Source organism: Streptomyces rubrogriseus (genome assembly GCF_027947575.1).
Taxonomy (GTDB): domain Bacteria; phylum Actinomycetota; class Actinomycetes; order Streptomycetales; family Streptomycetaceae; genus Streptomyces; species Streptomyces rubrogriseus.
This window is the reverse complement of sequence record NZ_CP116256.1, coordinates 7,070,355-7,084,366: the sequence shown is the minus strand read 5'-3', so window position 1 is coordinate 7,084,366 and position 14,012 is coordinate 7,070,355. Positions and strand designations below refer to the sequence as shown.

The following is a 14,012-nucleotide window of genomic DNA, read 5'->3' as shown; positions in this document are numbered from 1 at the left end:
CCACCGATGACGACCCTCGCCAGGGCCACCGACACCCTCACGCGCGACGCGCTCGCCGTCCTCCAGCCCGGCTTCGCCGGCACCACCGCCCCCGACTGGCTGCTGCGCCGCATCGGCGAAGGGCTGGCGTCCGTCGCCCTGTTCGGGCGCAACGTCACCTCGCCCGAGCAGGTGGCCGCCCTGACCGCACAGCTGCGCGCCGAGCGCGAGGACCTGCTGGTCGCGATCGACGAGGAGGGCGGCGACGTCACCCGGCTCGAGGTGCGCACCGGCTCCTCCTTCCCGGGCAACCACGCCCTCGGGGCGGTGGACGACGTCGGGCTCACCCGGGCGGTGGCCGCGGAACTGGGCCGCCGGCTCGCCGCCGCGGGCGTCAACTTCAACTGGGCGCCCTCCGCCGACGTGAACTCCAACCCGGACAACCCGGTGATCGGGGTGCGTGCCTTCGGCTCCGACACCGACCTGGTCGCCCGGCACACCGCCGCCTACATCACCGGGATGCAGTCCTCGGGCGTGGCCACCTCCGCCAAGCACTTCCCGGGCCACGGCGACACGGGCATCGACTCCCACCACGCCATGCCGCGCATCGACGTGGGCGCCGACGTGCTGGCCGAACGCGATCTGGTCCCGTTCCGGGCCGCCATCGCCGCGGGCAGCCGCGCGGTGATGAGCGCCCACATCCTGGTCCCGGCCCTGGACCCGGAGCTTCCGGCAACGTTGTCCCGGCGCATCCTGACCGACCTGCTCCGCGGCGAGCTGGGCTACGACGGGCTCATCGTCACCGACGGCATCGAGATGCAGGCCATCGCCGGGACCTACGGCATCGAACGCGGCACCGTCATGGCCATCGCCGCCGGTGCCGACGCGATCTGCGTGGGCGGCGGCCTGCACGACGAGGGCACCGTACGGCGGCTGAGCGACGCGTTGGTCGAGGCGGTCCGCGCGGGCGAACTGCCCGAGGAGCGCCTGGCCGACGCGGCCGAACGCGTCCGGTCCCTGTCCCGGTGGGCGGCGGAGAACCGTCCCGCCGACGGGGCTTCGGACACCGCCGACGGCGACGTCGGCCTGCGTGCGGCCCGCCGTGCGCTACGCGTCACCGTCGCGGGGGAGCCCGCGCCGCTCACCGAGGCGCCGTACGTCGCCGCGCTCACCCCGGTGGCGAACATCGCGGTCGGCGACGAGACCCCGTGGGGCGTGGCGGCCGAACTGGGCCGTCTGCTCCCGGGCACGGAGACCGGCAGCTTCAACGGCGCCGACGCGGGGTCCGAGGCGCTGGCCGCGGCGGGCTCCCGGCGCATCGTCGCCGTCGTCCGCGACGAGCACCGCCACCCCTGGATGGCGGCGGCCCTCGACGTCCTGCTGGCGGCCCGCCCTGACACGGTCGTCGTCGAGATGGGCGTCCCGCGTGCGGAGCCCCGCGGTGCCCTCCACCTGGCCACCCACGGCGCGGCCCGCGTCTGCGGCCGAGCGGCGGCGGAGGCCATCGCGGGCGTCTGACGACCACCCGTCGCCCACTGAAGGCGCCGGTCCCCGGACGGGGCCGGCGCCTTCAGCGTGGGTGGCCGCGCGGGGCTCCGGCGAAGGGCGGACACGCGGGCCCGGACGGAGGGCGGGGCGGGCCGTCGCCAGGCGGGCGCGGGGCGAGCGCCGGCGCCGACGGGAGTACGGGTACGGCGGTCGGTGCCCCCGGCGTCGACGGGAGTGCGGACACGGCGGCTGGTGCCGCGACCCGGCGCCGACGGGAGTACGGGTACGGCGGCTGGTGCCCCCCGGCGCCGACGGGAGTACGGGCACGGCGGTCGGGCCCGCGGCCCCGGGACGGTGCGGCTGGGGCGTGGGCGCCGTGCCGGTGGTGGTGCGGGTACGACGAAGGCGCCGGGGCCCTGTGACGGGATCCGGCGCCTTCCGCGCGCGTGTCGGTCCGCCCCGCAGACCGGGGGCGGGACAGGTCAGATGCCCTGCCAGTCCGGCTTGTGGGCGTAGGTGTGCCGGAAGTAGTCGGCGAGCTTCAGCTTGGACGCGGCGGCCTCGTCGACGACGACCGTGGCGTGCGGGTGCAGTTGCAGCGCGGAGGCCGGGCACACGGCCGCGACCGGACCCTCGACGCTCGCGGCGACCGCGTCGGCCTTGCCCTCACCGGTGGCGAGCAGCACCACGTGCCGCGCCTCCAGGATGGTGCCGATGCCCTGGGTGATCACGTGGTGCGGCACCTGCTCGATGTCGCCGTCGAAGAAGCGCGCGTTGTCGACCCGGGTCTGCTCGGTCAGGGTCTTGATCCGCGTCCGCGAGGCGAGCGAGGAGCACGGCTCGTTGAAGCCGATGTGCCCGTCCGTGCCGATGCCCAGCAGCTGCAGGTCGACCCCGCCGCTCCCGCCCAGCGCCGTGTCATAGGCCTCGCACGCGGCCTGCACGTCCGCGGCCGTCCCGTCGGGGCCCATGAACGCGTCCATGTCGATGCCCAGCGGTTCGAGCACCTCGCGCCGCAGCACCGAGCGGTACGACTCGGGGTGGTCCGCGGGCAGCCCCACGTATTCGTCGAGCTGGGCGATCCGTGCCCGCGCGGTGTCCACGGCACCCGAGCGCACCTTGGCCGCCAGCGCCTCGTACACGGGCAGCGGCGTCGAGCCGGTGGCCACCCCGAGCAGGGCGTCGGGCTTGCGCCGGAGCAGCTGCGCCATGGCTTCGGCTATGAGTTCGCCGCCCGCCTTGGCATCGGGAACGATGACAACTTCCACGCTGGCCTGCCGTTTCGAAGAGAGGACTCACCCGGGGCCCGGGACTGGCTATGTGGTTTAGACCAATCTAACAGAGCGGAGCCGCGCGGTCGCGCTGAAACGGTCAGGCGAGTGGTGCTGTGCCGGCGGTGGTGTCAGGTCAGTGAACCTCCCGTGGCGTCCACCCAACTGCCCGTGACCCACCGGCCCCCGTGCGAGGCGAGGAACGCGACCACGTCGGCCACCTCGGCCGTCGTCCCCACCCCGCCCAGCGCGGAGAGCGCCGCGGCCCGCTCCCAGCCGCCCTCGCTCCCGTGCAGCATCCCGGCCGTGTTGTCCGTGTCGATGATGCCGGGCGCCACCGAGTTCACCGTGATGCCCCGGGTGCCGAGCACCTTGGAGAGGTCGCGGGAGAACACGTCCAGCGCGCCCTTCGTCATCGCGTACGCCATGTTGTCCGGCATCACCGCCGTGCGGGCCAGGCCCGACGAGATGTTGACGACCCGGCCGCCGTCGCGCAGCCGCCCCATGCCGTGCTTGAGGATGAAGAACGGTGCCTTCACGTTGACCGTGAAGACCGCGTCGTACTCCGCCTCCCCTATCTCCCCGATGGCGCGGGTGCTGCCGATCCCCGCGTTGTTCACCAGCACGTCCAGCCCGTCGGCGTGTCTGTCGAACTGCTCCCACAACTCCTCGGCGGCACCCGGAGCGCTCAGGTCGGCCCTGATCGTGAACGCCGAGCCGCCCCCGGCCTCGATCGCGGCGACCGTCTCCTTCGCCGCTGCCTCGTTCCTCCCGTAGTGCACCGCGACCCGAGCGCCGTCGCGGCCCAGCCGCTCCGCGATGCCCCGCCCGATGCCCCTGCTCGCCCCCGTGACGAGTGCCGTCCTGCCCGCAAGCACGCCCATCCCGGCGCCCCCTTATTTCACTAGTGGTCGCTACAGAAATGACCGTACAGCGACCCGGCGACTTTTTCTAGTGGTCGCTATAAAATGCACTCCATGGTGAGCGGTGAGAAGAGTGAACGGTCCGGAGCGCCTGCTCGGAGCGGCACGGCCAGGACCCGCGGCCGTCCGCGCTCCTTCGACCGGGCCACGGCGCTGGAGGCGGCGCTGCTGGCCTTCTGGGAGCACGGGTACGAGGCCACGTCCGTCTCCGACCTGACGCGGGTCATGGACATCGGGGCCCCGAGCCTCTACGCCGCCTTCGGCGACAAGCGGTCGCTCTTCGAGGAGGTCGTCCAGGAGTACGGGGTGCGGTACGGCTCGTTCGGCGAGCGCGCCCTCGCCGAGGAGCCGACCGCGCGTGCGGGCATAGAGAGGATGCTGCGCGAGGCCGCCGCCGAGTACACGGCCCCGGGCCGGCCGCACGGCTGCCTCGTCATCCACGCGGCCGCCAACTGCTCGACCGCCGAGGTGGAGGAGTCCCTTCGGGAGCGGCGCAACGCGAACATCGCCGCCATCGAGAGCCGGATCGGTGCCGACGTGGACGGGGGAGTGCTGCCGCCGGACACCGACGCCGCCGCGCTCGCCCGGTACACCGGCGCGATGATCCAGGGCATGTCCCAGCAGGCGCGCGACGGTGCGAGCCGGGCGGAGCTGGAGGCGCTCGCGGAAATTGCCCTGGCGGTCTGGCCCCGAGGTTGAGCCAACGGGGTTAGGCTTCTGGCGGCTGCCCGGACGGCGGTGCGGTCGGCACAAGTACCAACAACAAACAACGTCCACCGCATGGACACGGTTAGTGGTCTAGTCCACAATGGTTGCTGAGGAACTGACCGTGTCGCTCACGCAAGGTGATCGTCAGGCTTCCGTCCTCCCCGCACAGGAGGACGGACCGAGGAACCGGCGCTCTCTGCCCTGACTGCTCCGGCTCCTCATCCTTCGGCCGACCGGGACCGCACACCCCACGGCCGATGTTGCTCCGGGCTGCGGTGCCGAGAGGGCTGAGGGTCCCTCTCAGGCGCCGCGGCCCGCGGGTGCTTCCGGGGGGCTCGCCGGCCGCTTCGGAGGCTGGGGCGCCGTGGAGAGCGGCTGGTTTCGAACGCTGTCCGTACCGCCAGGTACGCTCGGCCCCGTGCCCTCCATGAACGAACTCGTACGCCAGCACACCGCGCTCGACGACTCCGACCTCGAGTGGCTCCATCTGCTGGTCTCGGAGTGGCAGCTCCTCTCCGACCTCTCCTTCGCCGACCTGGTCCTCTGGGTCCCCACCCGCGACGGCACGCGCTACGTCTCCGTCGCCCAGATGCGGCCCAACACCGGACCCACCTCGTACCAGGACGACATGGTCGGCCACCTCGTCCCGCGCGGCCGGCGCCCCATGCTGGACGCCGCTCTGGACGAGGGCCGCATCGTGCGCGAGGGCGACCCCGAGTGGCGCGAGGAGGTCCCGGTCCGCGTCGAGTCCATCCCCGTACGCCGCCAGGGCCGCGTCCTCGGGGTCATCGCCCGCAACACCAACCTGCTCACGGTGCGTACGCCGAGCCGGCTGGAGCTCACCTACCTGCAGAGCGCCTCCGACCTCGCCCAGATGATCGCGGCCGGCGCCTTCCCGTTCGAGAACCAGCAGGTCGACATGGACGCCTCGCCCCGCGTCGGCGACGGCCTGATCCGGGTGGACGGCGACGGCATCGTCCAGTACGCCTCCCCGAACGCGCTGTCCGCCTACCACCGCATGGGTCTGGCCGCCGACCTGGTGGGGCATCACCTCGGCCGCACCACCGCGGAACTCGCCCCTTCCCGCGGACCGGTGGACGAGGCGCTCGCCAAGGTGGCCAGCGGCTGGGCGCCGCGCGAGTTCGAGATCGAGGCGCACGACGGGGTGATCCAGTTCCGCGCCATCCCGCTCAAACCCAAGGGCACCCGCATCGGTTCGCTGGTCCTCCTGCGCGACGTGACGGAACTGCGCCGCCGGGAACGCGAATTGATCACCAAGGACGCCACCATCCGGGAGATCCACCACCGGGTGAAGAACAACCTCCAGACGGTGGCGGCCCTGCTGCGCCTGCAGGCCCGGCGCATCGAGTCCGACCGGGGCCGCGAGGCGCTGGAAGAGGCCGTGCGCCGGGTCGGCTCGATCGCGATCGTGCACGAGACGCTCTCCCAGAACCTGGACGAGCGCGTGGAGTTCGACGAGATCGCCGACCGCGTACTGGCGATGGTGGCCGAGATCTCGCCGGGCAAGGTCACCGGCCGGCGCACCGGACGCTTCGGCATCCTCGACGCCGAGGTCGCCACCCCGCTCTCCATGGTGCTGACCGAGGTGCTGCAGAACGCCCTGGAGCACGGCTTCCGGGACGGCGACACCGGCACGGTCGAGGTCTCGGCGGTCCGCGGCGGCACCACCAAGGAGGCCCGGCTGCTGGTCACCGTCCAGGACGACGGGGTCGGCCTGCCCGAGGACTTCGACCCGCACCGCTCCGGCAACCTCGGCCTGCAGATCGTCCGCACCCTGGTCGAGGGCGAGCTGGGCGGCGCCTTCGACATGGTCCAGGCGGCGGAGCGCGGCTGCCGCGTGATCCTCGACATCCCGGTGCCCGCCGAGAAGTAGCGGCCGTCGGGCGGTGGGCACAGCAAAAAGCCCCGGACCGGTGAAGGTCCGAGGCCAGTGCTCGTGCGATACATCGTCCGATGCGCATCGGGGGTACTGCGCGCTGCGGCTCGGGAGCGGGGGATGCGTACTCGCTGTACGCGCCGCCAAGCTGAGGCTGTCAGTAGGGGTGGGTTGTCAGGCGGAGGCCTGACGAGCCCGGTTGCGGGCGGCACGGCGCTTCATTGCGCGGCGCTCGTCCTCGCTGAGACCACCCCAGACGCCGGAGTCCTGGCCGGACTCGAGCGCCCACTGCAGGCACTGCTCCATGACGGGGCAGCGACGGCAGACGGCCTTGGCTTCCTCGATCTGCAGCAGCGCGGGACCGGTGTTGCCGATGGGGAAGAAGAGCTCGGGGTCTTCCTCGCGGCAAACGGCGCGGTGACGCCAGTCCATGGCTGCTACCTCTCCTTGGTATTACATGCTGGGATGCTTGTGAATGTGAACGCTTTCACGAATCCCTCAACAAGGGAAGGGCCTACCGCCAGGTTCCCTGGCGTGGTCCTGTGGTTTGAAGAGGGGTTCCGGTGATCTGTGGATGCCGGTCCTGCGGGCTGTCCCGATCGCCAAGAAGAGACTCGCAAACCTCGGCGGCGGATACAACCCCTTCCGGAAAGTTTTTTTTGATTCTTCGGTGTCGACTAGGTCACAGCCGTACTTCCATGGGGTGGATCCTGGTCTAAACGTTCGAGTGAAAGGACTTTCGCCCCTTCTGCTCACACAATCACACGCAGTGCACGGCGTACGCCTGTGAACGTCACGCTGGTCCGCAACCCCAGGTGGTCACCGTCCATCTGAAGGGGCAGGGGCACCTTCGAATGCAAGGTGAACTCGGTCAGATCGTGCAGGGAGACCGCGTGGCGGCCCCGCGGCCCGCGCTCGGGGGACGAAGTGAGCAACTGGGTGCCATACCGGGCAACCGCGGCCGTCGACAGCCGGCTCAGGCCGAACACGTCGAGTGCGGTGTCGAACGACGCCTCGGGAGAGGCGTAGATCGGGCGGTTCCCGAGGAACGTCCAGGGGCAGGTGTTCGAAACTATGGACAGGACCAGATCGGTGACCGGGTCCTCGCCCGCCCGCTCCAGAGTGATCGTCCCGCTGCGGCGGTGCGGCTCGCCGATGAGCTGACGCACCACCTGGCGGACGTAGAGGGCGTGCGTGGACTTCTTGCCGCGCTCGCGGTGCTGCTCGACCCGGCCGACCACCCCGGCGTCGAACCCCAGACCGGCGTTGAAGGTGAACCAGCGGGCCGGAACCGCTTCGTCCTCCGAGCCGGGCGTACCCGACGCCAGCCCCAGGCCGACGGTCCGCTCGCTGCCCTCGCGCAGGGCGTCCAGCAGGGCTCCGGTGGCCTCCACCGCGTGGTTGGGCAGGCCGAGGGCGCGGGCGAAGACGTTGGTGCTACCGCCCGGGACCACCGCGAGACCGGGCAGGTGCTCCGGGTCGGGGCCCGCGTGCAGCAGACCGTTGACGACCTCGTTCACCGTGCCGTCGCCGCCGAGGGCCACGACCAGGTCGATGTCGTCGCTCTGTGCCGCCTGCCGGCCGAGGTCGCGCGCGTGGCCGCGGTACCCGGTGGTGACCGCCTCCAGCTTCATCTCGCTCGCGAGCGCGTGGATCAGCACGTCGCGCGTGCGCGCACTCGTGGTGGTTGCCGCCGGATTGACCACGAGAAGTGCACGCATGGTGTGCAGGGTACCTACTGGGTGGTACCCGGCCCAGACCGAGGTGAAGATGGTCACCGGCGGACGGCACGCGTGATACGTGGGACACCGCGGCGGACGCGGGCGCGCCGAGGGCTACCCTTTCGGGGTGAGCAGTGAGCAGACCCCCACCCCCACCCCCGCAACCGCCGAAGAGACGGGCCCTCGCCCCGGCCGGCTGACCGCGGCGGCCGCGATCGCCGCACTGGAGGGGCTGGCGCTCCTCGTCGGCGGCGGCTGGATGCTCGTGGAGGGCCTCACCGGACACCCCGACGACCGGACCTCGGCCGTCACCGGCGGAGTCACCCTGATCGTCCTCGCCCTGCTGCCGCTGCTCGCCGCCCGCGGCCTGATCGCCCGACGGGGCTGGAGCCGGGGGCCCGCCGTGATCACGCAGATCATGGCGCTGCCGGTCGCCTACAACATGGTGCGGGCCGACAGCCTGGCCGTACCGGCGGGCATCGTGCTCGGTGTCGTGGCCGTCACCGCGCTGGTGCTGCTCGTCAATCCGACGACCACCCAGGCCCTCGGTATCCGCGGGCCCGGCAACGCGGGGAAGCAGCCGTAGGGCACCCGCCGACCGGCGGTTACTCCTCGACGAGCAGCTTCTCGCGCAGCTGTGCCAGCGTGCGGGCCAGCAGCCGGGACACGTGCATCTGGGAGATGCCGACCTCCTGCGCGATCTGGGACTGGGTCATGTTGCCGAAGAAGCGCAGCAGCAGGATGCGCTTCTCCCGCGGTGGCAGGTCCTCGAGGAGCGGCTTGAGCGACTCCCGGTACTCGACCCCCTCCAGGGCTTCGTCCTCGGCACCGAGGGTGTCGGCGACCGCCGGTGACTCGTCGTCGGTGTCCGGGACGTCCAGGGACAGCGTGGAGTACGCGTTGGCCGACTCCAGGCCCTCCAGGACCTCCTCCTCCGAGATCGACAGCTTCTCGGCCAGCTCGTGGACCGTGGGGGAGCGGCCGTGCAGCTGGGACAGCTCCGCCGTGGCCGTCGTCAGGGCCAGCCGCAGCTCCTGGAGCCGGCGCGGGACCCGCACCGCCCAGCCCTTGTCCCGGAAGTGCCGCTTGATCTCGCCGACGACCGTGGGCGTCGCGTACGTGGAGAACTCCACGCCGCGCTCCGGGTCGAAGCGGTCCACCGACTTGATCAGTCCGATGGTGGCGACCTGGGTCAGGTCGTCCAGCGGCTCGCCGCGGTTGCGGAAGCGGCGCGCGAGGTGCTCGACCAGCGGCAGGTGCATGCGGACCAGCCGATTGCGCAGCTCCGCGTACTCCGGGCTGTCCTTCGTCAGCGTGCGCAGCTCGGCGAAGAGGAGGCGCGCGCCGCTGCGGTCCTGCGGGTCGTGCCGTGTGCCCTGCGTGCCCCGTGCGCCCGGCGCGTGGCTCTCGGAGTGTCGCTCGTGCTCGCTCATCGTCCCGCCCGTTGCCTTTTCCCGAGCCCGCGCCTCCGCTCGGACGGGCCGGACGGGGGTCTCCCCGGTCCGCGGCCCGTCGCCCGGAACGACGGCCCCGGGCGAGGTCTCGTCCTCCGGGTGCGGCCGGGCCTGCTCGGGGATGCCGTCGGTGCCGTCCGCCGTGCGTCGCGCCTCGTTCGGAGAACGTGTGCCCTCGGCCGGCAGCTCCCGTGTACCGCGCTCTTCGTCCCGCACCGGCCCGTCCCCGTCCCTCACGTCGGCCCGGGTCCCGCGCCGCGCTGTTTGTAGAGGCTGATCGAAACGGTTTTGTCCTCGTCCACGGCGGAGGAGACCTTGCCCGCGAGGGCGGAGAGCACCGTCCAGGCGAAGGTGTCCCGGGACGGCGCGTGGCCGTCCGTGGTCGGCGCCGAGACGGTGACCTCGAGCGAGTCGTCGACCAGGCGGAAGACGCAACTGAGCACCGAGCCGGGCACGGCCTGCTGCAGCAGGATCGCGCAGGCCTCGTCGACTGCGATGCGCAGGTCCTCGATCTCGTCGAGGGTGAAGTCCAAACGAGCTGCGAGGCCGGCCGTCGCCGTACGCAGCACCGACAGGTAGGCACCCGCGGCCGGCAGCCGGACTTCGACGAAGTCCTGGGTCGCGGGCTCGCCTGCGATCTGGGACACCCTCACCTCCAAGGTGGTACAAGCGTTACAGGGCCGAGGGACACCCCTCGGGATAACGCGACACGTGGTTCAGCGGTGACGTTATCGCGCTCCGAAGTTTCCTGTCCCCGAGACCCCAACCCCGTGCTGTCACTCATAGTAAACACGCGAACACGCACAGTGGCTAGGGGGTCGGCGGGCTCAAATCGGAAGAGCGCGCGCCGGGTTGACGTACCCAGACGTCAGACGGTCGAACCGTCCCGGGCACAGGTCACACCAGGACGTGATCGACGAAGCACCAGCGCCAGCTCTCCCCGGGTTCGAAGGTCCTCATCACCGGGTGGCCGCTCTCCTTGTAATGCGCCGTCGCGTGCCGGTTCGGCGAGGAGTCGCAGCAGCCGACATGACCGCAGATGAGACACAGCCTCAGCTGCACCGGGTCCGTGCCCTCGGCCAGACACTCGGGACAGGTCTCGCCGCACGGCTCGGGTTCCGGGTGCGGCAGCGCGTCGGCGTGCGTGCACTGTTTCATGATTGCCAGGTTACGACGGGAGTGCGGATGACCGCGCGGAAGACGAGGGCGGGCGAGGACGATGGACGTGATGCCGCTGCTGTTGCTGGTGGCGGGCAGCGCCGCGGTCGCCGCGGCGGGACGACGTGTACCGGTGCCGGTGCCGCTGCTCCTGGTCGCGGTCGGCCTGGCGGTGAGCTACGTGCCCGGTGTGCCCGACTACACTCTCGACCCGCACATCGTCCTGCCCCTGCTGCTGCCCCCGCTGCTCTACACGGCGGCCACCGACAGCTCCTACCTGGACCTGCGGGCGCAGGCCCGGCCCGTGGCGCTGCTGTCCGTGGGCTACGTCCTGTTCGCCACCTTCGTCGTCGGCTGCGCGGCGTACCTCATCGTGCCGGGCCTGCCGCTGACCGCGGCCCTGGTCCTCGGCGCGGTCGTGGCGCCCCCGGACGCCGTCGCGGCCACGGCGGTCGCCCGCCGCGTGGGGCTGCCCTCCCGGATCACCACGATCCTCCAGGGCGAGTCCCTGGTGAACGACGCCACCGCGATCACCGCCTTCAAGGTGGCGCTCGCCGCGGCCGTCGGCGAGGGGGCGACCTGGGCCGGCGGGATCGGCGAGTTCCTCATCGCGGCGGTGGGCGGCGTCGGCGTCGGGCTGGTCCTGATGGTGCCGCTGCACTGGCTGCGCACCCACCTGACGGAGGCGCTGCTGCAGAACACGCTCTCCCTGCTGATCCCGTTCGTCGCCTACGCGGTCGCCGAGCAGGTGCACGCCTCCGGGGTGCTCGCGGTGGTCGTCGTCGCGCTCTACCTCGGCCACCGCGCGTGGGAGGTCGACTTCGCCACCCGGCTCCAGGAGGAGGCGGTGTGGAAGATGGTCGCGTTCGTCCTGGAGTCGGCCGTGTTCGCCCTCATCGGACTCCAGCTGCCCGTCGTCCTCAAGGGCCTGGGGGAGTACGAGGGTGCCGACGCCGCCTGGTACGCCCTCGCCGTCTTCCTGGTGGTCGCCGTGGCGAGGTTCGTGTGGGTGTACCCGGCGACGTTCCTGCCCCGGCTGTCGGCACGGGTACGCGCGCGTGAGGGCGAGCTCTCCTGGAAGGCGCCGTTCGTGATCGGCTGGGCCGGGATGCGGGGCGTGGTCTCCCTGGCCATCGCGTTCTCCATCCCGCTCACCGTGCACGGGGGCGAGCCCTTTCCCGAGCGCAACCTCATCCTGTTCCTGACCTTCACCACGGTCATCGGCACGCTGGTCGTCCAGGGCGTCAGCCTGCCGCCGCTGATCCGCCTGCTGAAGTTCCCGGGGCACGACGTGCAGGCCGAGACGCTGGCGGAGGCCAACGCCCAGGCGCAGGCCTCGCGGGTCGCGGAACTGCGCCTGGACGACCTGCTCGCCGACGAGCGCAACCTGCTGCCGGCGCCGCTCGCCGACCGCCTCCGCATGGTCCTGGAGCGCCGGCGCAACGCCGTCTGGGAACGGCTCGGCCAGGTCAACCCCGTCACCGGCGAGACCGTCGACGACACCTACCGGCGACTCTCCCGGGAGATGATCAGCGCCGAGCGCGAGGTCTTCGTCCGGCTTAGGGACGGCCGCTACATCGACGACGAGATGCTCCGGACCCTGCTGCGCCGGCTGGACCTGGAGGAGGCCGCCGCGTACCGGGAGGCGACGTGAGCGGACGCCGGGGCACGCGGGCGCGTCGGGGCGGCGGTTTCGACCCGCTCAGGGGAAGGGCCGGCCGGTGACGACCGCCGCCAGGGTCGTCCCGCGCGGGAAGGCGCCCTCCTCGGTGAGGGCGAGCAGGGCGTACAGCATCTTGGCGACGTAGACGCGCTCCACGGGGAGGCCGTGGCGGTGCTCGAAATCGGCGGCGAAGGCGTCCAGCCCGGGCGTCGTGCGGGCGTAGCCGCCGTGGTGGAAGCGGTCCTCCAGGCTCCAGTCGCCGCGGGGCCCGCCGAACGCGCTCTCCTGGAGCCGCCGTATGTCACCCTCCAGGAAGCCGCCCTTGAGCACGGGTATGCCGAGGGCCCGCCGCCCCCGGGGAAGCCCGGCGGCGAGGCCGGCGAGCGTGCCGCCGGTGCCGCAGGCGACGGCGGCCACGTCGGCGTGGGTGCCCAGCTCCTCGCCCAGGGCACGGCAGCCGCGGACGGCCGCCGCGTTGCTTCCGCCCTCGGGGACGACGACGGCGCCCTCGGCGCCCGCCGCGCGCAGCAGGGCCGCCAGGGTCTCGGGTTCGGACTTGCGCCGGTACGTGGAGCGGTCGACGAAGTGCAGCCGCATCCCGTCGGCTGCGCACCGGGCCAGTGAGGGGTTGAGCGGCGCGCCGGCCAGCTCCTGACCGCGGACCACGCCCACCGTGGGCAGCCCGAGCAGCCGGCCGGCCGCGGCCGCGGCCCGCAGGTGGTTGGAGTAGGCGCCGCCGAACGTGACGACGGTGCGCCCGTCGGCCGTGGCGAGATTCGGTGCCAGCTTGCGCCACTTGTTGCCGACCAGCTCGGGATGGATCAGATCGTCCCGCTTGAGCAGCAGCCGGACACCGTGGCGCTCGAACCGTCCGTCGGCCACCTCGTGCAGCGGAGAGGGCAGACGGGGCCGCAGGGGGGCGAGCTCACGGGTATCGGTGCCGGTCACCCCGCCATTGTCACGCCACCGGGCGTCCCGGCCACCTCGCCCCGGCGCGCTCCCGGGGCACGGCGACCGGTCCCGGGCACCTCGGCCGGTTCCGGCCACCCCGGTCGGCCCGGGTCACTTCAGGCGGTCCCGGATGCGGCTTCGCATGGACGCCATCGTGAATCCGCGCGGATCCACCTTGCCCGGCTGCCACTCCAGGTGGCCGATGACGGACCGCTCGTTCCAGCCGTGGTGGCGGCACACGGCCGCGGCGGCCCGCTCGATCGCCTCCAGCTGTGCCGCCGGCCACGGGTCGTCGCCGTCGCCCAGGTTCTCGCACTCGAAGCCGTAGAAGTGCCGGTTGCCGTCGGTGTTCGCCTCGTTGTCCCGGGGCAGCGCCTTCTCCGCGATCACCGCGCGCAGTACGTCGTCGTCGCCGAGACCGGCGTGGTTGGCCCTGCCGTACCCGACCAGGTGGACCCTGCCGTCCTTGGTGACGACCCCGTGGCACAGGGGGCCCGGCAGACCTTCGTATCCCTTGCGGCAGATGTCCACCGTCCGCGCGCTGCCCTTGGTGACCGTGTGATGGATCATCACACCGTGCACGGGACCCCACGGGCCCTTGTGGTTGCGGTTGTGGTCCCGCCAGTCGCCGACCTGGACGACGGTGAGGCCCTCCGCCTTCAGTGCCTTGAGGAAACTGCTCGCGGACATGGGTGAGGCCACGGCCGGGCTCCTTCACGCTCCGCGACGACCGCCCGACGCGACCGCCTCGTACGGAGCTTGTACCGAAACGGACCAACTCCTATTACTTGTTCGGCCC

Annotated in this window: 14 protein-coding genes; 5 read left to right on the top strand and 9 right to left on the bottom strand. The window is 72.0% G+C overall.

What is annotated here, in order from left to right; genetic code table 11:
• The first annotated feature begins 6 nt into the window (after positions 1–6).
• Positions 7–1,497, top strand: coding sequence for a glycoside hydrolase family 3 protein (locus Sru02f_RS31730; RefSeq protein ID WP_109033355.1), 1,491 nt, complete (start codon positions 7–9; stop codon positions 1,495–1,497).
• 452 nt (positions 1,498–1,949) lie between these two features.
• Here the strand turns inward: Sru02f_RS31730 and nagB are convergent, their stop codons facing one another.
• Together nagB and Sru02f_RS31720 are read right to left on the bottom strand one after the other, a co-directional pair.
• Positions 1,950–2,735, bottom strand: a complete 786-nt coding sequence (gene nagB, locus Sru02f_RS31725; RefSeq protein WP_109033356.1) for a glucosamine-6-phosphate deaminase — start codon at positions 2,733–2,735, stop codon at positions 1,950–1,952.
• A 134-nt stretch (positions 2,736–2,869) separates the two neighbouring features.
• The gene (locus Sru02f_RS31720; protein ID WP_109033357.1) at positions 2,870–3,622 is read right to left on the bottom strand and encodes an SDR family oxidoreductase; all 753 of its coding nucleotides are present in this window, start codon (positions 3,620–3,622) and stop codon (positions 2,870–2,872) included.
• Between the two features lie 93 nt (positions 3,623–3,715).
• Between Sru02f_RS31720 and Sru02f_RS31715 the strand changes: the two genes are divergently transcribed.
• The gene (locus Sru02f_RS31715; RefSeq protein ID WP_109033510.1) at positions 3,716–4,360 is read left to right on the top strand and encodes a TetR/AcrR family transcriptional regulator; all 645 of its coding nucleotides are present in this window, start codon (positions 3,716–3,718) and stop codon (positions 4,358–4,360) included.
• 427 nt (positions 4,361–4,787) lie between these two features.
• Positions 4,788–6,263 (top strand): PAS domain-containing sensor histidine kinase, encoded by a 1,476-nt coding sequence (locus Sru02f_RS31710; RefSeq protein WP_003973732.1) that lies wholly within the window; start codon positions 4,788–4,790, stop codon positions 6,261–6,263.
• Positions 6,264–6,440: 177 nt separating this feature from the next.
• Here Sru02f_RS31710 and Sru02f_RS31705 read toward each other — a convergent pair whose 3' ends face one another.
• Both Sru02f_RS31705 and Sru02f_RS31700 read right to left on the bottom strand, forming a co-directional pair.
• Positions 6,441–6,698, bottom strand: coding sequence for a WhiB family transcriptional regulator (locus Sru02f_RS31705; RefSeq protein ID WP_003973730.1), 258 nt, complete (start codon positions 6,696–6,698; stop codon positions 6,441–6,443).
• Between the two features lie 320 nt (positions 6,699–7,018).
• Positions 7,019–7,987, bottom strand: coding sequence for a diacylglycerol/lipid kinase family protein (locus Sru02f_RS31700; protein WP_109033511.1), 969 nt, complete (start codon positions 7,985–7,987; stop codon positions 7,019–7,021).
• Positions 7,988–8,114: 127 nt separating this feature from the next.
• On the opposite strand from Sru02f_RS31700, the gene Sru02f_RS31695 reads away from it, so the two are divergent.
• Positions 8,115–8,573: a hypothetical protein gene (locus Sru02f_RS31695; protein WP_109033512.1), complete on the top strand. Its 459-nt coding sequence runs from the start codon at positions 8,115–8,117 to the stop codon at positions 8,571–8,573.
• A gap of 19 nt (positions 8,574–8,592) precedes the next feature.
• Here the strand turns inward: Sru02f_RS31695 and Sru02f_RS31690 are convergent, their stop codons facing one another.
• From Sru02f_RS31690 to Sru02f_RS31680, 3 genes are all read right to left on the bottom strand, one after another.
• The gene (locus tag Sru02f_RS31690) at positions 8,593–9,657 is read right to left on the bottom strand and encodes an RNA polymerase sigma factor SigF (RefSeq protein WP_174855150.1); all 1,065 of its coding nucleotides are present in this window, start codon (positions 9,655–9,657) and stop codon (positions 8,593–8,595) included.
• Between the two features lie 17 nt (positions 9,658–9,674).
• Positions 9,675–10,088 (bottom strand): ATP-binding protein, encoded by a 414-nt coding sequence (locus Sru02f_RS31685; RefSeq protein WP_003973726.1) that lies wholly within the window; start codon positions 10,086–10,088, stop codon positions 9,675–9,677.
• Between the two features lie 250 nt (positions 10,089–10,338).
• Positions 10,339–10,599, bottom strand: a complete 261-nt coding sequence (locus Sru02f_RS31680) for a UBP-type zinc finger domain-containing protein (RefSeq protein ID WP_109033359.1) — start codon at positions 10,597–10,599, stop codon at positions 10,339–10,341.
• 61 nt (positions 10,600–10,660) lie between these two features.
• On the opposite strand from Sru02f_RS31680, the gene Sru02f_RS31675 reads away from it, so the two are divergent.
• On the top strand, positions 10,661–12,253 hold the full coding sequence (locus tag Sru02f_RS31675; protein WP_109033360.1) for a Na+/H+ antiporter: 1,593 nt from the start codon (positions 10,661–10,663) through the stop codon (positions 12,251–12,253).
• 48 nt (positions 12,254–12,301) lie between these two features.
• Here the strand turns inward: Sru02f_RS31675 and Sru02f_RS31670 are convergent, their stop codons facing one another.
• Together Sru02f_RS31670 and Sru02f_RS31665 are read right to left on the bottom strand one after the other, a co-directional pair.
• A complete protein-coding gene (locus Sru02f_RS31670; protein WP_109033361.1) occupies positions 12,302–13,210 on the bottom strand; it encodes a 1-aminocyclopropane-1-carboxylate deaminase/D-cysteine desulfhydrase in 909 nt (302 codons plus the stop codon).
• A gap of 114 nt (positions 13,211–13,324) precedes the next feature.
• Positions 13,325–13,903: an N-acetylmuramoyl-L-alanine amidase gene (locus Sru02f_RS31665; protein WP_109033362.1), complete on the bottom strand. Its 579-nt coding sequence runs from the start codon at positions 13,901–13,903 to the stop codon at positions 13,325–13,327.
• Positions 13,904–14,012 lie beyond the last annotated feature (109 nt).